Raw genomic sequence first — 18689 nt, forward strand, 5'->3', positions numbered from 1 at the left:
AACATGGATAGCAAACTCAAGGAATCGCTGCAACAACTGCAATCGACACTAGCAACCAGCGGCCCCGTCGATGAAGAACTGCATGGTTTGCTGCAAAAACTCGATGTCGACATCAAGTTGCTGATGGAAAAGCGCGCCGCGCAGGAACAGGAAGAAGAGTCGACCACCTATGGCCTGGCCGAGCGCAGCCAGGAATTGTCGGCCAAATTTGCTGTCAAGCATCCGAAACTGGAGCCGGCGTTGCGTGAGCTCGGTGAGATTCTCGCCAACATGGGCATTTAAGCAAGTCTTGGGAAATGCCGGGCCCGTTCCTGCGGGGAGGCCCACATTTCCCCAAGTGATTGAAAAATAAACGTTTTTTGTACTGAAATCCAACAGTAAAAAGCAGGCCGTCAGGTTGGAAATGGCCAATTCCGGTACAATCCGTACCCTATGAGCTCCCCTACCAATTTATTTGCGACCGTTCCCAAGCGGTCTGCCCGCGCTGCCGTGGCGCCTTTCCTGCCGATGTCGCGTGCCGAGATGGACGCGCTGGGCTGGGACCAGTGCGACGTCATCCTCGTCACGGGTGACGCCTACATCGACCATCCGAGTTTCGGCATGGCCCTGGTTGGCCGCCTGCTCGAAGCGCAGGGTTACCGCGTCGGCATCATCAGCCAGCCGGACTGGCTGTCGGCCGAAGCGTTCCGCATTCTCGGCAAGCCGCGCCTGTACTACGGCATTACCGCCGGCAACATGGATTCCATGGTCAACCAGTACACGGCCGACCGCAAGATCCGCTCCGACGATGCCTACACGGCGAATGCGGAACCGAATAAACGCCCGGACCGCGCCGTCACCGTGTACGCGCAGCGCGCGCGCGAAGCGTATCCCGACGTGCCGGTGGTGATCGGCAGTATCGAAGCGTCCCTGCGCCGCATCGCCCATTACGATTACTGGTCGGACAAGGTCCGCCGTTCCGTCTTGCCCGATTCCAAGGCTGATTTGTTGATCTTCGGCAATGCCGAACGGGCGCTGGTCGACCTGACGCACCGTCTGGCTGCCGGCGAACACATCAAGGATATCCGCGACTTGCGCGGCACGGCCTTCATGGTGCCGGCCGGCTGGCTGCCAGGCGACGACTGGGGCGTGCACAATTCCACCCGCGTCGACGTGCCCGGCAAGGTCGACCCGCATTACAGCCCGTACGAGATGGTGCAGGAAGACAAGACCGCCTGCGCCACGGAAAATGCATCGAAATCGGCCGAAGTGATCAAGCCGATCCGCATCATGAGTCGCGAAGAGCGCCTCGCCATGGCCAAGGAAAAGCACGACAAGACGGTCGTGCGCCTGCCTGCGTATGACGTCGTCAAGGATGACCCCGTCATGTATGCGCACGCGTCGCGCGTGTTCCACCTGGAATCGAATCCCGGCAATGCGCGCGCCATGGTGCAGGCGCACGGCGAACGCGACGTGTGGCTCAATCCGCCGCCGCTGCCGCTGGCCATGGACGAGATGGATGGCGTGTACGACATGAATTACGCGCGCGCGCCGCACCCGAGCTATGGCAAGGCGCACATCCCCGCCTGGGAAATGATTCGCTTCTCCGTCAACATCATGCGCGGCTGCTTCGGCGGCTGCACCTTCTGCTCGATCACGGAGCATGAAGGGCGCATCATCCAGAGCCGTTCGGAACCGTCGATCCTGCGCGAAATCGAGCATATCCGCGATAAAACCAAAGGTTTTACGGGCACCATTTCCGATATGGGCGGCCCGACGGCGAATATGTACCGCCTCGCCTGCAAGGAAAAAGAGATCGAAGTGTCGTGCCGCCGCCTGTCCTGCGTGTACCCGTCGATCTGCGTGAACCTGGGCACGGATCACAGCAAGCTCATTTCGTTGTACCGCAAGGCGCGCGCCATTCCCGGCATCAAGAAAGTGCTGATCAGCTCGGGCTTGCGCTACGACCTGGCCGTGCGTTCGCCCGAGTACGTCAAGGAACTGGTGACGCATCACGTCGGTGGTTTGCTGAAGATCGCTCCTGAGCACACGGAAGAGGGCACTTTGTCGAAGATGATGAAGCCCGGCATCGGCGCGTATGATGAATTCAAGGAAATGTTCGACCGTTTCTCGCTGGAAGCAGGCAAGAAGCAGTATTTGATCCCCTACTTTATCGCCGCCCATCCGGGCACGACGGACGTGGACATGCTGAACCTGGCCCTGTGGTTGAAGAAAAACAATTTCAAATTGGACCAGGTGCAAACCTTCATGCCCACGCCGATGGCGATGGCGACGACCATGTATCACACGCGCAAGAATCCTTTGCGCAAGGTTACGGCAGACTCGGAAGTGGTGGAAACGGCCCGCAGCGGCAAGATCCGCCGCACCCATAAAGCGTTCCTGCGCTACCAGGACCCGGCCAACTGGCCGATCCTGCGCGAAGCGCTGGTCAACATGGGCCGTGGCGACTTGATCGGCAATGGCGACAAGCATTTGATTCCGGCCTGGACCTCGTCCGAGTCGGGCGGTCTGGCCGCAGGCGAACGCAGCCGCCAGACGCATGGCGCCGGCACGCCGGACAAGTTCAAGGTCACGCCGGGCAAGAACCGCATCGCCCTGGGCGGCACGGCCGCCGCGCCGAAGGCGACCGCCGTCGAATCGAAAGTGCGTCCATCGATCTTGTCGACCATCAAAACGAAGGCCAAGCCGGCCGCCGTGCCGATGGGCCGTGGCAGCAAGCCGCCAGCCAAGGGCGCTCATGCCGCACCGGCACGGGGCGGACGCAAGTAAGCCAGCGGCACTGTCCCCTGCATCGACTGAAAACCCGGCAACGCATACAGCGTTGCCGGGTTTTTTGCCATCTGCGCACCAGGATGGAGCGCAAAAACGAGGGGGCAGCAGGATTTTTACCAATATTTAAAAATTGAATAGAGCAAAAGGCAATTTTCCCTTGTGGCAACTTGGTGTTTGAAAATATACTCGTTGAATATTTAGCCGTACGGCAACAATGCTGCCATTCTGGCAAGCGCCAGCGTACGCGACTCCCAGCGTTTAGATGAAAAGAGATGCCAATTGAACTGCCTTTCCTGCCAGGCCGAGAATAAGCCGGGCGCAAAATTCTGCTCTTCCTGTGGCACCACGTTCGCCGCCGCCGCCGCCGCCGTTGCCCCGCTGCCAGGCAAATCCTGTGGCCAGTGCGGCCATGATTGCAAGCCAGATGCCAAGTTCTGTCCCAAGTGCGCGTTCAGCTTTGCCGTGGCGCCCGTTGCCGCAGCGGTGCCGCCGCCACTGCCAGAACCCATCATCGAGCCTGTGATTGAACCCGTCATTGAGCCCGTTATTGAATCCCTGCCCGTGGCTGAGCCTGCCCCGGCACCGGTGGCTGAGCCTATTGCGCCGCCGCCGCCCGTGCTGGAAAAGCGCCGTGCTGACCCAGTCCCAGTCCCTGCACCGGCGCCAGAACCTGCTGCCGTACCCGCCAGCGTGCCCGACACGCCGGCTGACAGCCAAACGGGTGGCAACCGCATGAAACTGATCGCCGCAGCCGTCGCGGTGGTCGTGGTCGTGGCTGCCGCAGGGGGATACTATTACCTGTCAGGCAAGCCTTCCGCGCCCGCGCCAGTCCCCGCACCGACGGTTGCTGCCGAGGACGCGACGGCTGCCGCCGAGCAGCCGCTGGCCATCGATGACGCTGCGCTCGATGGCGGCACGGCGGGCGACCTTGCCGCGACACCTGCAGCCGAGCCTGAGCCAGCGGCAGCGCCTGCTCCGGCACCCGAGCCGGCTCCAGCAGCGGCCCCAGCCCCAGTCGTGGAAAAACCGGCCAAGCCCGTCAAGGTGACCCCGCCACCGGCGCCTGTCAAACAGACGACGGGCCTGGAAAGCGTGATCACCGACAGCCTGTCGGAAGCGAGCCACTGCATGAGCCAGCGCAAATACGACTGTGCCATTGCCAACGCGAATGCCGTGTTGCGTATGGACACGGGCAACCGCCATGCGCAGGACATCAAGCGCAAGGCGAAAGAAGCGCAGGACAAGGCGCTGTCGCAGATCCAGATCGAGTAAGCGGCGCTGCTTGCCTTCCCCCTATTTTGATCCTCCTGGAGAAATGACATGAAAAACTTGAAACAAATGGCCAAACCCCTGGTGGCGATGCTGGTCGTATCCTCGATGCTGGCCGGCTGCGCCGCACCGGGCGGCCCTGGCGCTACCGGTACCCCCACAGCAGGCACGGAAGCGGCGAGCGGCGAATGCAATACGGCCATGCTGGCCGGTATCGGCGCCGTCGTGGGCGGCTTGCTGGGTGGCGGCAACAATACCGTGCGCGGCGCGGCCCTGGGCGCCAGCCTGGGCGCGCTCGCCTGCGTGGCCTTGAATTATCAAAGCCAGCAAGTCAAGACGGCGCAGCAGGTGCAGACCGACTACAAGGTGGCCAACAAGGGCAAGCTGCCCGAGCAGTCGACCCTGGTGAAATACGAGACGGGCTTTACGCCGTCCTCCGTGCGTCCGGGCCAGAAGGCGCAGACCAATTCGTACATCGAAGTGGCGGCCGGCACGCGCGATCCGAACCCGCTGGTGGAAGAGGAATTGAGCCTGTACAAGCCAAATGGCGACCTGATCAAAACCGTGCGCAAGGTGGTCAGCAGTAATAACGGCAGCGGCGCCTACAAGGGCGGCTTCTCGATTCCCATGCCTGAAGGCGTGCCGCAGGGCATTTACCCGGTGCGCACGGCCCTGTACCTGAATAGCAAGCGCGTCGGTGGCCAGGACGTCAAGCTGCAGATCGTCCAGCGCCAGGCGCCCGCGAGCGAGCTGCAACTGGCGCGCGCCTACTGACATTGATTGCCACGGGGTGGCCATGCCGGCCGTCCCGTTCCCCGATTTATCCCCATCCAGGCTAGACATGACCATTTCCACCGCAGCACCTCAACCTCTTCCGTTTTCCTCCGCCGTGGGCTCGCTGATCGAAGCGACCGATGCCATCAAGAACTTCCGCGCGATTGCCTTGCTGGCGCTGACCTTCATCAGCGCCGTGCTCGTCGGTGGCGTGCTGACGATGCTTGCCGGCGGCATGAGCAGTCCGCTGCTGGCCTTTTTCGGTGGCTTGATGGCCTTCCTTGTGATGTTTTACGGTTCCAACGCCGTGGGCATCATGCTGATGCGCGACGCGCAAGGCCAGCCTGGCATGAGCCTGGTTGATGCCGTGCTCGTTTCGCTGGTCACGAGCCACCGCCTGATCGCGGTCGTCTTCCTTGAATTCTTGATCGTGCTGGCGGCCATGATCGCCATCGCCATCATCTTGTTCGTCTGCAAGATCCCTGTGCTCGGCCCCGTGCTGTACACGCTCGTCTTCCCGCTGTCGGCCATCGTGCTGGGCGTGCTGGTGTTTGCGCTGTTCTACGTGATGCTGCCGCTGGCCGGCCCTGCCGCCTGGTCGGGCGCCACCGTGTTCCAGATCATTGCCCGCCTGAACCTGATCGTGCGCACCAAGCTGGTGTCCGTGATCCTGCTGGAAGTGCTGCTGTTCCTGATCACGACGTTTGTGGCGCTGCTGATCTTTGGCGTGGTCGGTACCGGCGTGTCGCTGACCAGCGGCATGTCCGCAGGCATCCTGGGCCTGGGCGGCCAGATGAACATGTATTCCCTGGCTTCGGGTCTGAGCGGCGGCTCCGGCTACATCATCGCAGCAGGCCTGGGCGGCGGCTTGCTGCTGGCGGCCGCGGCCGTCGTGCCTGGCCTGATCTTTACCAAGGGCGTGTGCATCATTTACCTGAACGCGACGCGCAATGTCGATTTCAGCGCCTCGGAAGCGAGCCTGAACGACGGCCTGGCCACGGTCAAGAAAAAAGCCGAGGAAGCGCGTGAGCGCGCGCGTGCCCTGGCCGAGCAGGCGACTGCCCCTGCCACGCCAGCCGCTGCCGCTGCGCCGGCTGACAGCCTGCAATGCCCGAGCTGCAAGGCGCCGGTCGCATCCGACGATGCGTTCTGCGGCGAATGCGCGCATAAACTCAAGTAAGGCACACCATGGCTCACTTCTGCACCAAATGCGGCACCGCTTATGTTCCCGGCGCGCGCTTCTGCGATGAATGCGGCAAGGCCGTCAACGCCGCACCGACGCCAGCGCCCGCTCCTGTACCGGCATCCGCACCAGCCGCGACGCCGGCGCTGTCCGGCGTGAAGCGGCGCCATGTGGTGATCGCCGGCGGCGTGCTGGCCGCAGTCATCGTGGCCGGTGGCGCGCTGGCGTGGCTGCTGGCGCCAGAGGCGGCCTCGGCCGGCAGTTTCAGCCGCGCCATCGATGCCCATCTGGCAGCAGACGAGGCGGCGCGCGACAAGTTGCTGTGCCTTACCAACTTGCCGTACCAGAAGGAAGAGATCCGCGTGGCGTCGTACGACAGTTCCACTCGGCAATGGCTGGATATCCTCGTGCGTAGCGGACTGTACAGCGCACCCGTGGAACAAAGCAGCGGTGGCTGGGTTGCGCAATCGCAATTTGTCTACGCGCTGGCCGCTCCGGGCAAGGCGGCCTTGCGCGGCGACAAGCTGTGCGTGGCCAAGGGCTTGAAAGTGGCCAAGGTCAGCGGCTACGACCAGGTCCGCGACCTGGGCGCACAGCACGTGGCGATGGCCAAGGCCACCCTGGCATTGACCGATGAGGCAGCGTGGTTCGCCAAGTCGGCGGACCGGGCGCTGATCCTGCAGCGCTTGCCGGATGGCGACATGGAAGTGCGGTTGCCGCTGGCGCTGGTCGACAAGCAGTGGCAAGTCATCGACGAAGCGCAGATGAGCCAGGCGGCCATGAGCGGTGTGATCGGCAAAGCGCCGGCCGGGCAGGGCGCGGGCATGCTGGACAAGCTGAAGAGCGCGTTCCGCTTTGGCGGCCACCCGGCGGTGGGGAAATGGCAGGCGGCGATGGGCAATGTCCTGGAATTTACAAGTGACAGCGTGATCAATAACGGGACGTCGACCAAGGCCACCTTCACCACCAAGGGCAATACCGTGACGATCGCGCCGGAAGGCGCGGGCGAAGCGGCCATGGACATTATCGTCAGCGACGATGGCAGCACGGCGCAGATCAGCATGGGCGGCATGCGGGTGACGACCCTGCGGCGCGTGCGCGATTAAGCAGCTGTCAGGCGGCGCAGCTTGCCGCCTGATCTGCTTCCCCGAGCCCGGCCATGCCGGGTTTTTTTACGTCCGCAGGGAGCGGTGTGCACGCCCATTTGTCTTGACATCAAGATAGTTTGCATCCACACTGGCTTTTTATCTTGATATCGAGATAGTTGCATGAGCTCTTCTTTTGCCCGCCCCGCCTGGGGCGATATTCTGCTCACGGCGCTGGCGCCCCTGATCTGGGGTTCCACGTATATCGTCACGTCCGAACTGCTGCCGCCGGACCGGCCCTTCACGGCGGCCCTGATCCGCGTGCTGCCGGCCGGCTTGCTGTTGCTGCTGGTCATGCGGCGCCTGCCCGTGCGGCGCGACTGGATGCGCGTGCTGATCCTGTCCGCGTTGAATATCGGCGTATTTCAGGCGCTGCTGTTCGTGGCCGCCTACCGCTTGCCGGGCGGCTTGGCGGCCGTGGTGGGCGCCATCCAGCCGCTGCTGGTGATGGGCCTGGCCTGGGGCGTGGAAGGGCGCCGTCCGGCCCGCCTGGCCTTGGGTGCCAGCGTGCTGGGCGTGGCCGGCATGGGCGTTTTATTGTTGTCGCCACGCACGGTGTGGGAACCGATCGGCATCGCTGCCGCGCTGGGCGGCACGGCCTGCATGGCGGCCGGCACCTACCTGACGCGGCGCTGGAAGCCAGACTTGCCCGTGCTGGCGCTGACAGGCTGGCAATTGTTGCTCGGCGGCCTGATGCTGGCGCCCGTCGCCTGGCTGGCCGATGCGCCCTTGCCGGCGCTGTCCCTGCCGCAAGTGCTGGCCTACGCCTACCTGTGCCTGGCCGGCGCCCTGCTGGCGTACGCCTTGTGGTTCCGTGGCATCGCCAGGCTGTCGCCCGTGGCCGTGTCTTCCCTGGGACTGCTCAGTCCCCTGATGGCCGTCGTGCTGGGCTGGGCCTTGCTGGGCCAGGCCATGACGGGCTGGTCAATGCTGGGCTTGCTGCTGGTACTGGCCAGCGTGCTGGCGGTGCAGTGGGCCAGCGCCCGGCCGGCAACAAACTCCTGAATCCACGCATTTCCCCTCGCCAGGCTGATCGCATCAGCCTGGATGTTTCCCTCTGGGCGCTCTCTTTTTGCTGCACCGCACATACAGTTTTGCTTGCACTGATATGGGGCATTGAGGCACTATTCGCTTCGCGCAAACGTTTGCGCGCAACGAATTTCCTAAAAAGCATGCAGTACACGTGCTTGACCAACAACTCTGGAGACGCCCATGACATCCCGTATTCGCCTGAAAATGATTGCCGCCGCTGTCCTCGTGTGTGCCTTGCCCGCCGTGCCGGCGATGGCGCAGACGCCAGCCAAACCAAAGGTGGCGCTGGTGATGAAGTCGCTCGCCAATGAATTTTTCCTGACCATGGAAAATGGCGCCAAGGCGCATCAGAAGGCCAATGCCGCCAAGTATGACCTGCTGTCGAACGGCATCAAGGATGAAACGGATACGTCGAGCCAGATCAAGCTGGTCGAGCAAATGATCGTCTCGCGCGTCAACGCGCTGGTGATCGCCCCGGCCGACTCGAAAGCGTTGGTGCCGGTGCTGAAGAAAGCCATCGACGCGGGCATCATCGTCGTCAATATCGACAACAAGCTCGACGAAGGCGCCCTGAAAGAGAAGGGCATCAGCGTACCGTTCGTTGGCCCGGACAACCGCAAGGGCGCCAAGGTGGTCGGCGACTACCTGGCCAAGCAGATCAAGAAGGGCGATCCGGTCGGCATCATCGAAGGCGTCTCCACCACCTACAACGCGCAGCAGCGCACCCTGGGTTTCCAGGACGCCATGAACGCGGCCGGTGCCAAGGTTGTCAGCGTGCAATCGGGCCAGTGGGAAATCGCCCCTGCCAACACGGTGGCGGCAGCCATGCTGAACGCCAACCCGAATATCAAGGCTTTGCTGTGCGGTAACGACAACATGGCCATCGGCGCCATTTCCGCCATCAAGGCGGCCGGCAAGACGGGCAAAGTCCTCGTCGTCGGCTACGACAACATCAACGCCATCAAGCCGATGCTGGCCGATGGCCGCGTGCTGGCTACCGCCGACCAGTTCGGTTCGCAGCAAGCCGTGTTCGGCATCGAGACCGTGCTGAAAGCCCTGGCGCAGAAGAAGAAACAGGCCGAGCTTGGTGGCGTCATCGAAACCAAGGTCGAACTGGTCGCCAAGGGCGCCAAGTCCTGATCGTTTGATCCCGCCGGGGCCGGCCCCGCTTGCTCACCGAGCAGGCGGTGCCGGCCCCGCCGCCACTACCGCGGAGTTTTATCATGCCCACCGACATTCCACCGGCGCCAGCCGCCATTCCCCTGTTAACGCTCGATAACATCGGCAAGTCCTATGTCGGCCCCGTCCTCGGTGGCGTGGGCCTGCGCCTCGCCCCTGGCCAGGTGCTGGCGCTGACGGGCGAGAACGGCGCGGGCAAGAGCACCCTGTCGAAGATCATCTGCGGCCTGGAGCAAGCTACCACGGGCACGATGCTGCTCGACGGCAAGCCTTACCAGCCCGCCTCGCGCGGCGCCGCCGAGGCGCTGGGCATCCGCATGGTGATGCAGGAACTCAATCTGATTCCCACCCTGTCGATCGCGGAAAACCTGTACCTGAAGAATTTGCCGCAGCGTTTCGGTTTCATCGACCGTACGCGCCTCGAGCGCGACGCGCGCGAACAGATGGAGAAAGTCGGCCTGGGCGGCCTCGACCCGTGGACTTTGGTCGGCGAACTGGGCATCGGGCACCAGCAAATGATCGAGATCGCGCGCAATCTGATCGGCGCCTGCCGCCTGCTGGTGTTAGATGAGCCGACAGCCATGCTGACGCACCGCGAAGTGGAATTGCTGTTCCTGCAAATTGAACGCCTGAAAGCCGAAGGCGTGTGCATCATCTATATTTCGCACCGCCTGGAAGAACTCAAGCGCGTGGCCGACCGCATCGCCGTGCTGCGCGATGGGCAACTCGTGTGCGACGACGATATCGCGGGCCATTCCGCCGCCGACCTGGTCAGCCTGATGGTGGGCCGCTCGGCCGACGACGCCGTCGACCTGAGCGGCCGCACCATCGGCGCACCGCTGTTGCGCGTGCGCGGCCTGACGCGCGGCAAGGTCGTCAACCCGACCTCGTTCGACTTGCGCGCCGGTGAAATCCTCGGTATCGCCGGCCTGATCGGCTCGGGCCGCACGGAATTGCTGCGCCTGATCTTTGGCGCCGACCGTGCCGATGCCGGTGACGTGTTCCTCGGCGACAGCGAGGTGCCCGCCGCCTTGCACTCGCCGCAGGCGGCAGTGAAAGCCGGCATCGCCATGATCACGGAAGACCGCAAGGGTCAAGGTTTATTATTGCGCCAGTCCATCGCCGTCAACACGACCCTCGCGTCGCTCGACACCGTCAGTGGCGCAGGCTGGCTCAACGATGCGGCCGAAGCATCGGTGGCCGACGATTACATCCAACGCCTCGGCATCCGTTCGCGCAACAGCGCGCAAACGGTGGCCGAATTGTCCGGCGGTAACCAGCAAAAGGTGGTGATCGCCCGCTGGCTGTATCGCGACTGCCCCGTCATGCTGTTCGACGAGCCCACGCGCGGCATCGATATCGGCGCCAAGTTTGATATTTATCAGGTGCTGGCCGAACAGGCGCGCCAGGGCAAGGGCCTCGTCATTGTCTCGAGCGACTTGCGCGAACTGATGCTGATCTGCGACCGCATCGCCGTCATGAGCGCCGGCAGCATCGTCGACACCTTCGAGCGCGGCGCCTGGAGCCAGGACGCGCTGCTGTCGGCTGCCTTCTCCGGCTATTTGACCCCCACTTCCACTCCAGCTGCGGCCTGATCCGCCGGAAAGATTCCCATGACCACCAATTCCTCTCCTTCGTATCTGCAGCGCAGCCTTGCCGACTTGAAAAACTATGCGGGCCTGATCGGCGCCCTGGTCGCCATGTGCGTGCTGTTCTCGTTCGCCAGCGAAAACTTTTTCACCCTGGCCACCTTGAGCACCCTGTCGAACAATATCCCGACCCTCGTCGTGATGGCTGTCGGCATGACGTTTGTCCTGATCATCGGCGGCATCGACTTGTCCGTCGGTTCCGTCATGGCGCTGGCCGCGTCCGTGCTGTCGCTGGCCGTCGTGCACTGGGGCTGGCCCGTGTGGAGCGCGGCCCTGCTGGGCATGTTCGTTGCCGCCTTGTGCGGCGCCACCACGGGCCTGATTTCCGTCGGCTGGCGCATACCCTCGTTTATCGTCTCCCTGGGCGTGCTGGAAATGGCACGGGGCCTCGCGTATCAAGTGACGAACTCGCGCACGGAATACATCGGCAGCGCCGTTGACGGCATCAGCTCGCCGATCGCGTTTGGCCTGTCGCCCGCTTTCATCGCCTCGATCGCCATCGTCGTCATCGGCCACCTGGTGCTCACGCGCACGGTGCTGGGCCGTCACTGGATCGGCATCGGCACGAATGAAGAAGCCGTGCGTTTGTCCGGCATCAACACAAAACCGTCAAAAGTACTGGTGTTTGCCTTGATGGGCTTTCTCGCCGGCGTGGGCGCCTTGTTCCAGGTGTCGCGCCTGGAAGCGGCCGACCCGAACGGCGGCGTGGGCATGGAATTGCAAGTGATCGCCGCCGTCGTGATCGGCGGCACGAGCCTGATGGGCGGACGCGGTTCCGTCATCAGCACGTTCATTGGCGTGCTGATCATTTCCGTGCTGGAAGCGGGCCTGGCGCAAGTGGGCGTGTCGGAACCCGTGAAACGCATCGTCACGGGCCTGGTGATCGTCGCCGCCGTCGTGCTCGACACCTACCGCCGCCGCGGCGAGCGTTCATAATAGCCGCCCATGGCAACCATCAAACAAGTGGCGCAGGCGGCGGGGGTGTCGTTTACCACCGTGTCGCACGTCCTCAACAATACCCGTCCCGTCAGCGACGAGGCGCGCCGCGCCGTGCTGGCGGCGGCGGAGGCACTGCATTACGTGCCCAGCGCGCTGGCGCGTTCCCTGCGCAGCCGCAGCACGGGCACCATCGGCCTGATCATTCCCAACAATACGAACCCGTATTTCTCGGAAGTGGCGCGCGGCATCGAGGACAGTTGCTACGCGGCCGGCTACAGCGTGATCCTGTGCAATTCCGATGACGACCCCGTCAAGCAGCGCGACTACCTGAATGTGCTCTTGACCAAGCGCTGCGACGGATTGATCCTGTCCGCGCTGGCCGACAGCGATGGCGAACTGCTGCGCAAGATGAAGGTGCCGGCCGTGCTGCTCGACCGCGCGCCCAGCGACCTGTCCATCGATGCCGTGGCCGTCGACAACCGCGCCGGCGGCGTCCTGGCCGCGCGCCATTTGCTGGGCCTGGGACGCCGGCGCCTCGCCTGCATCGCCGGTCCCCGCGAAGTGAGCATTTCCAACGACCGCATAGCCGGCGTGCGCAGCGCCATGGCGGAGGCGGGCGTGGCCCTGGCCGACGCCCTGTGCCGCCACGCGGACTTTACCAGCGCGGGCGGCTATGCGGCCGCGCTGGACTTGCTGGCGCTGCCGCCAGGCCAGCGCCCCGACGCCTTGTTCTGCTGCAATGACTTGATGGCCTTTGGCGCCCTGCGCGCCGCCGCCGAGCGCGGCATTGCCGTGCCCGTGGACCTGGCTGTCGTCGGCTTCGACGATATCGACCTGGCCAGCTTCGTGCATCCGGCCTTGACCAGCGTGGCGCAAAACACGCGCGAGCTGGGCCACATCACGGCCGCCTGCCTGCTGGCGCGCATCGCCGACCCCGCCTTGCCGCGCCAGCAGCGCAGCATCGCACCCGAGCTGCACGTGCGCGGCTCCAGCGTGGCCGCCACGCTACCTTCTTCCGCACCTACTTCTTCACCTGCAACTGAACTGATGGGAATGACATCATGATCGTGGTTATCGGCAGCATCAATATGGACCTGGTCTTGCGCGTACCGCGCATGCCCCTCCCCGGCGAAACCCTGACGGGCGGCGCTTTCCGTACAATTCCTGGCGGCAAGGGCGCCAACCAGGCCGTGGCTTGCGCACGCCTGAGCGGCAATGTGGCGGGCGCCCAGCAAGTGGCCATGGTTGGCTGTGTGGGCGACGACGCGTTTGGCGCGACGTTGCGCGCGGCGCTGGTGGGCGACGGTATCATCGACAGCCACATCACCACCTTGCCGGGCGTGGCCTCGGGCATCGCCTCGATCCTGGTCGACGACAATGGCCAGAACAGCATCGTGATCGCCGGCGGCGCCAACGATCTGCTCAGCCCCACGCACATTGACGCAGCGCAAGGTTTGATCGAACAGGCGGACATCGTCGTGCTGCAGCTGGAAACGCCGATGGCCACCGTCGTGCATGCGATCAAACTGGCCCGTTCGCTGGGCAAGACCGTGGTGCTGAACCCGGCCCCGGCGGCCAGCTTGCCGGACGGCGTGCTGGAACTGGTCGACTACCTGATTCCGAATGAAATCGAAGCGGCCATGCTGGCTGGCGTCAGCCCGGATGGCGCGGATGCCAAGGCGCTGGCCGCCGCGCTGCAAAAGCTGGGCAGCGACAACGTCATCATCACCTTGGGTTCCAAGGGCGTGCATGCGGCCCTGTATGGCGGCGATTACACGTTCCCGGCCGAAGTGGTGCAAGCCGTCGACACGACGGCCGCCGGCGATACCTTTATCGGCGGTTTTGTGGCGGGCCTGGCGTCCGGCATGGACGAGGCGGAAGCGATCGGCCAAGGCCAGCGCGCTGCCGCCTGGAGCGTCACCAAGCCCGGCGCGCAAACCTCGATCCCCCACTTGCACGAGTTGTTCTGAGACCATGAAAAAATCACCGCTGCTTAATATTGCGCTGTCGCAACTGATCGCTTCGCTCGGCCATGGCGACATGCTCGTCATCGGCGACGCGGGCTTGCCGTCGCAACCGGGCGTGCCCCTGATCGACCTGGCCCTGACGCGCGGCATCCCCGGCTTCATCGATACCGTCAACACGGTATTGAGCGAGATGCAGGTGGAATACCATTTGCTCGCCAGCGAGTTGCCGCAGCACAATCCGGTCATGGCGGCGCAGGTAGCGGCCCTGGCCTTGCCCGATGCGCGCCAGGTGACGCACGAGGAGTTCAAGCAATTGAGCAAGGGCGCGCGCGCCATCGTGCGCACGGGCGAGTGCAGTCCGTACGCCAACATCATTTTGGTGGCCGGCGTCGTGTTTTAACGCAAACAATGGTGAATTTGTTTGCCAAAAACATCAACGCTATTGTCCTCACTGAAATAATTATCCATTGGCAAAAGGGGCGGCTACAATAGCCTTACCCCTGCCAGCTCGGCAGCTTCCTGGTGTTCCGCCATGCCGATGAAAGCCCCCGACGCTTTCCGCTTTGTCTTGCCGCTCGCCGGCAGGCTGGCGCACGGCTGGCGCTGCCTCTTCTTCTTCTTCTTCTGCCTGCTGCTGTGCCTGGCTACGCCTGCGCGGGCGCTGGAACCCGTCTCCCTGCAGCTCAATTTCACGCACCAGTTCCAGTTTGCCGGCTATTACGCGGCCATCGAGCAAGGCTATTACCGCGAGGCGGGGCTGGACGTCAAACTGGTCGAAGGCGGTGGCGGGCAGTTGGCCGAGGCGGCCGTGCTGGCGGGCCAGGCCGAGTATGGCGTGGGCAACAGCACCTTGTTGCTCAGCCGGCTGGCGGGCAAGCCCCTGGTGGTGCTGGCCGTCGTGTTCCAGCATTCGCCCAGCGTGCTGCTGATGCGCCAGCAGGGCGGCGCGCCCGACGTGCGCAAGCTGGTGGGCGCGTCCGTGATGATCGGTGCGGCCGGCGATGTGGCCCTTGCTGCCGATGAAGTGTCGCTGTTCCTAGCGAAAATGGGCGTCGCGCCGCAGCAGATGCGCCACTTGCCGCCCAGCTACCGGATCGAGGATTTGATCAATGGCAAGGTCGATGCGATTGCCGCGTACTCCACCAACGAACCGGACTACCTGGACCGGGCGGGCTTTTCCTATTACCAATTTACGCCGCGCACGGCCGGCATCGATTTCTACGGCGACAACCTGTTTACCAGCGAGCACGAACTGCGCCGTCATCCCGAACGCGTCAAAGCGTTCCGCGCGGCCAGCCTGCGTGGCTGGCAATATGCGATGGCGCATCGCGAGGAAATGGCGCGCGTGATCCTTGCCAAGTACAGCCAGCGCCACGACCGCGCGCACCTGCTGTACGAGGCGCAGCAGATGGAATTGCTGCTGCAGCCCGTGCTGGTGGAGCTTGGCTACATGAATCCCCAGCGCTGGCAGCACATCGCCGACACCTATGCCAGCATGGGCGTGCTGCCGCGCAATGCCACGGACAGCCGCGCCTACAAAGGTTTTTTGTACCGCCCCGTGCCGGGCGCCGACCTGGGCTGGCTGTATCTGTCGCTGGGCCTGGCGGGCAGCCTGCTGGCCGTCTCGGCCGCCTTTCACTTCAACAACCTGGCACGCGAGCGCCGCCGCACGGAGGAAACCATCCGCCAAGGGGAATTGCGCTTCCGCACCATGTTCGAGGAAGCGCCCATGGGCATCGCCCTGATCGATACCGTGAGCGGACAGTTTCTCGACATCAATCCACGCTACCTGGCCATCAGCGGACGCAGCCTGGAACACATGAAGCAAACGAGCTGGATGGAGATCAGCCATCCCGACGATGTGCCCGGTGAGCTGGAGCAGGTGGCGCAGTTGCTGGCGCGCAGCTTGCACGGCTTTCGCCATGCCAAGCGCATCGTGCGGCCCGATGGCGGCGTGGTGTGGGTCGACGCGTCGGTGACGGCCATCGCCACGGCGCGCCATGGCGGTCCGCACCACTTGTGCATGCTGGAAGACGTGACGGACAAGCGGCAAACGGAAGCGCTGATCTGGCAGCAAGCCAATTTCGATACCCTGACGCAATTGCCGAACCGGCGCATGTTCCACGAACGCTTGCGCCAGGCCTTGGCCCAAGGCCGGCGCGATACGAGCCGCGTGGCCATCCTCTTCATCGATCTCGACCATTTCAAGGAGGTCAACGATACCCTCGGCCACCACCAGGGCGATATCCTGCTGATCGAGGCGGCGCGGCGCATCCGCGTGGGCGTGCGCGAGACGGATACGGTGGCGCGCCTGGGCGGCGATGAATTCACGGTGATCCTGTCCGACCTCGATGATTTGCAGCAAGTCGACCGCATCGCGCGGCAGATACTCGACGGCTTGCTGGCGCCGTTCCTGCTGGGGCAGGAGCAGGCCTTTATTTCCGCCTCGATCGGCATCACCCTGTATCCGGACGACGCGGGCACGATCGAGGACTTGCTCAAGCATGCGGACCAGGCCATGTATGTGTCGAAAGGGGCGGGGCGCAACCGCTACAGCTACTTTACGCCCGCCATGCAGGTGGCGGCCGTCAACCGCATGCGCCTGGGGGCGGACTTGCGCACGGCCTTGCGCGAGCAGCAGATGCAACTGTATTTCCAGCCCATCGTCGAGCTGCACAGCGGCAAACTTGCCAAGGCGGAAGCCTTGCTGCGCTGGCACCATCCGCAGCGGGGTGTGGTATGCCCGCCGGATTTCCTGGCGCTGGCCGAAAGCAGCGGCCTGATCGTGGAGATCGGCGACTGGGTGCTGTGCACGGCGGCCGCGCAACTGCTGCGCTGGCGCGCGCAGGGCCAGGTCATTGGATTGCCGGGGCTGCAACTATGCCTGAACCAGTCGCCGCTGGAACTGCAGCGCGAAGTGGAGGCGCCCGGCACCTGGCTGCGTCAGCTGATGGCGCTCGATGTGCCGGCCTCGGCCATCGTGCTCGACATGCGCGAAGATGTACTTTTGCCAGGTGGCAATAGCATGGCGCCACGCCTGCAGCACTTGCGCGAAGCGGGCTTGCAGATCGCCCTGGACGACTTCGGCAGCGGCCATGCCTCGCTGACGCAGCTGCAGCAGTGCGGCATCGATTACCTGAAGCTCGATGGCGTGCTGGTGCGCAAGCTGGCACCCGGCAGCAGCGAGCTGGTGCTGTGTGAAGCCATCGTCACCATGGCCCACAAGCTGGGATTGCAAGTCATCGCCGAAGGGGTGGAGACCGAAGAGCAGCGCGCGCTGCTGCTGGAGATCGGCTGCGATTTTGCGCAAGGCGAGCTGTTTGCGCCGCCGCTGGCCATCGTAGCGTTCGATGCGCTGCTGCTCGCGCAGCGGCCCTTGCACCCTTGAAACAGGCATCGTCCGCCACCAGATTTCATCCAGGCCTGCGGGACGGGGCTCCCGGCTTGAACGGGCTTATACTCGACGGGCTGGCGCCTGCGCCCGGCTTTGCTGTCACCGGTAGCTAACGGGGTGCGCAGGCAATATTTCTTCCATTCACTCAACTCGAGGTGACCTCATGGGCATTTTCAGCAATATCTACAACAAGATCTTCCACCATTCGTCCGACGCTGCCCCGGCAGCCACGCCGGCCGCCGCCACGACAGCACCTGCCGCAGCACCGGCGGACGCACCTGCACCTGCTGCGCCAGCGGCTGCCGTGCCCGTGGTGGACGTAGAAGTGGTGCTGGTCGACCTGGCCAGCAAGAACGCGGAAAAACTCAATTGGCGCACGTCCATCGTCGACCTGATGAAATTGCTTCAACTCGACAGCAGCCTGGCGTCGCGCAAGGAACTGGCGCAAGAGCTGCATTTCACGGGCGACACCAACGATTCGGCCAGCATGAATATCTGGCTGCATCGCCAGGTGATGATCAAGCTGGCGGAAAACGGCGGCAAGGTACCGGAAGAACTGAAAAATTAAACACCTGGCGGCGGCAGGGGTATCCACTGTCACCGCTATCCAATCGCGTGGGAACTGCCTATCATGGAGTTCCCATGATGTCGTGATAGCTAAAACTAATTGAAACTATTGTGACAATCAATTTTGAATATGGGTTAAAACCCCTTACACTAGAGTCTTACTGATTCACCACACGAGAGGAAATGAAATGTCGCTGATCAATACCCAAGTTAAACCATTCAAGGCAACCGCATACCACAATGGCAAATTCGTCGACGTGACGGAAGCGTCGCTGAAAGGCAAGTGGTCGGTATTCGTCTTCTACCCAGCCGACTTCACCTTCGTTTGCCCAACCGAACTGGAAGATCTGGCCGATCACCACGCTGAATTCCAGAAGCTGGGCGTCGATGTCTACGGCATCTCGACCGATTCGCACTTCGCGCACAAAGCATGGCACGACACCTCGGACGCGATCAAGAAAGTGCAATACGCACTGATCGGCGACCCAACCGGTACCCTGTCGCGCAATTTCGAAGTCATGATCGAAGAAGAAGGCATGGCACTGCGCGGTACCTTCGTCATCAATCCGGACGGTTTCATCAAAGTGCTGGAAGTGCATGACAACGGCATCGGCCGTGACGCATCGGAACTGTTGCGCAAAGTTAAGGCAGCTCAATACGTTGCCGCTCACCCAGGCGAAGTTTGCCCAGCCAAATGGACGGAAGGCGCAGCAACCCTGACCCCATCGCTGGACCTGGTCGGCAAGATCTAAGTCTCGATGCAGCACGTAGCAAACAAGTAGTTACCGCGATGCCGGACCGGGCGTCCGGCCCGGCATT

The 18689-nt window shown here is 63.4% G+C and carries 16 protein-coding genes and 1 pseudogene; all 17 read left to right on the plus strand.

What is annotated here, in order from left to right; genetic code table 11:
• The first annotated feature begins 3 nt into the window (after nt 1-3).
• The 17 genes and pseudogenes from CSQ93_RS18150 to ahpC all read left to right on the plus strand — a co-directional run bounded on the left by CSQ93_RS18150 (nt 4) and on the right by ahpC (nt 18622).
• Nucleotides 4-282 (plus strand): DUF4404 family protein, encoded by a 279-nt coding sequence (locus CSQ93_RS18150; RefSeq protein WP_099379230.1) that lies wholly within the window; start codon nt 4-6, stop codon nt 280-282.
• A 225-nt stretch (nt 283-507) separates the two neighbouring features.
• On the plus strand, nt 508-2769 hold the full coding sequence (locus CSQ93_RS18155) for a YgiQ family radical SAM protein (RefSeq protein ID WP_233516245.1): 2262 nt from the start codon (nt 508-510) through the stop codon (nt 2767-2769).
• A 282-nt stretch (nt 2770-3051) separates the two neighbouring features.
• Nucleotides 3052-3159: pseudogene (locus CSQ93_RS29795) on the plus strand (zinc-ribbon domain-containing protein); the annotation flags it as partial.
• A 174-nt stretch (nt 3160-3333) separates the two neighbouring features.
• Nucleotides 3334-4044 (plus strand): hypothetical protein, encoded by a 711-nt coding sequence (locus tag CSQ93_RS18160; protein WP_233516238.1) that lies wholly within the window; start codon nt 3334-3336, stop codon nt 4042-4044.
• 48 nt (nt 4045-4092) lie between these two features.
• Nucleotides 4093-4815, plus strand: a complete 723-nt coding sequence (locus tag CSQ93_RS18165; RefSeq protein WP_099379232.1) for a hypothetical protein — start codon at nt 4093-4095, stop codon at nt 4813-4815.
• A gap of 67 nt (nt 4816-4882) precedes the next feature.
• Nucleotides 4883-5995 carry a zinc ribbon domain-containing protein gene (locus CSQ93_RS18170; protein WP_158301279.1) on the plus strand — a complete coding sequence of 371 codons (1113 nt, stop codon included), beginning with the start codon at nt 4883-4885 and terminating at the stop codon, nt 5993-5995.
• An 8-nt stretch (nt 5996-6003) separates the two neighbouring features.
• Nucleotides 6004-7104, plus strand: a complete 1101-nt coding sequence (locus CSQ93_RS18175; protein WP_099379234.1) for a zinc ribbon domain-containing protein — start codon at nt 6004-6006, stop codon at nt 7102-7104.
• 162 nt (nt 7105-7266) lie between these two features.
• The gene (locus CSQ93_RS18180; RefSeq protein ID WP_099379235.1) at nt 7267-8148 is read left to right on the plus strand and encodes an EamA family transporter; all 882 of its coding nucleotides are present in this window, start codon (nt 7267-7269) and stop codon (nt 8146-8148) included.
• A gap of 207 nt (nt 8149-8355) precedes the next feature.
• Nucleotides 8356-9315: a sugar ABC transporter substrate-binding protein gene (locus CSQ93_RS18185; RefSeq protein WP_099379236.1), complete on the plus strand. Its 960-nt coding sequence runs from the start codon at nt 8356-8358 to the stop codon at nt 9313-9315.
• 83 nt (nt 9316-9398) lie between these two features.
• A complete protein-coding gene (locus CSQ93_RS18190) occupies nt 9399-10949 on the plus strand; it encodes a sugar ABC transporter ATP-binding protein (protein ID WP_099379237.1) in 1551 nt (516 codons plus the stop codon).
• Between the two features lie 18 nt (nt 10950-10967).
• Nucleotides 10968-11939 (plus strand): ABC transporter permease, encoded by a 972-nt coding sequence (locus CSQ93_RS18195; protein ID WP_099379238.1) that lies wholly within the window; start codon nt 10968-10970, stop codon nt 11937-11939.
• A 9-nt stretch (nt 11940-11948) separates the two neighbouring features.
• Nucleotides 11949-13007: a LacI family DNA-binding transcriptional regulator gene (locus CSQ93_RS18200; protein ID WP_099379239.1), complete on the plus strand. Its 1059-nt coding sequence runs from the start codon at nt 11949-11951 to the stop codon at nt 13005-13007.
• Nucleotides 13004-13912 (plus strand): ribokinase, encoded by a 909-nt coding sequence (rbsK, locus tag CSQ93_RS18205; RefSeq protein ID WP_099379240.1) that lies wholly within the window; start codon nt 13004-13006, stop codon nt 13910-13912. The genes CSQ93_RS18200 and rbsK overlap by 4 nt, the downstream gene beginning before the upstream one ends.
• A 4-nt stretch (nt 13913-13916) precedes the next feature.
• Nucleotides 13917-14309, plus strand: coding sequence for a D-ribose pyranase (gene rbsD / locus CSQ93_RS18210; RefSeq protein ID WP_099379241.1), 393 nt, complete (start codon nt 13917-13919; stop codon nt 14307-14309).
• 132 nt (nt 14310-14441) lie between these two features.
• Nucleotides 14442-17297 carry an EAL domain-containing protein gene (locus tag CSQ93_RS18215; protein ID WP_233516239.1) on the plus strand — a complete coding sequence of 952 codons (2856 nt, stop codon included), beginning with the start codon at nt 14442-14444 and terminating at the stop codon, nt 17295-17297.
• Nucleotides 17298-17466: 169 nt separating this feature from the next.
• Nucleotides 17467-17871 (plus strand): DUF3597 domain-containing protein, encoded by a 405-nt coding sequence (locus CSQ93_RS18220; protein WP_099379242.1) that lies wholly within the window; start codon nt 17467-17469, stop codon nt 17869-17871.
• Between the two features lie 187 nt (nt 17872-18058).
• Complete coding sequence (ahpC, locus tag CSQ93_RS18225) at nt 18059-18622, plus strand: alkyl hydroperoxide reductase subunit C (protein ID WP_099379243.1); 564 nt, start codon at nt 18059-18061, stop codon at nt 18620-18622.
• Nucleotides 18623-18689: the final 67 nt, after the last annotated feature.

Origin of the sequence: Janthinobacterium sp. BJB426 (assembly GCF_002735705.1) — a bacterium.
GTDB lineage: Bacteria > Pseudomonadota > Gammaproteobacteria > Burkholderiales > Burkholderiaceae_D > Janthinobacterium.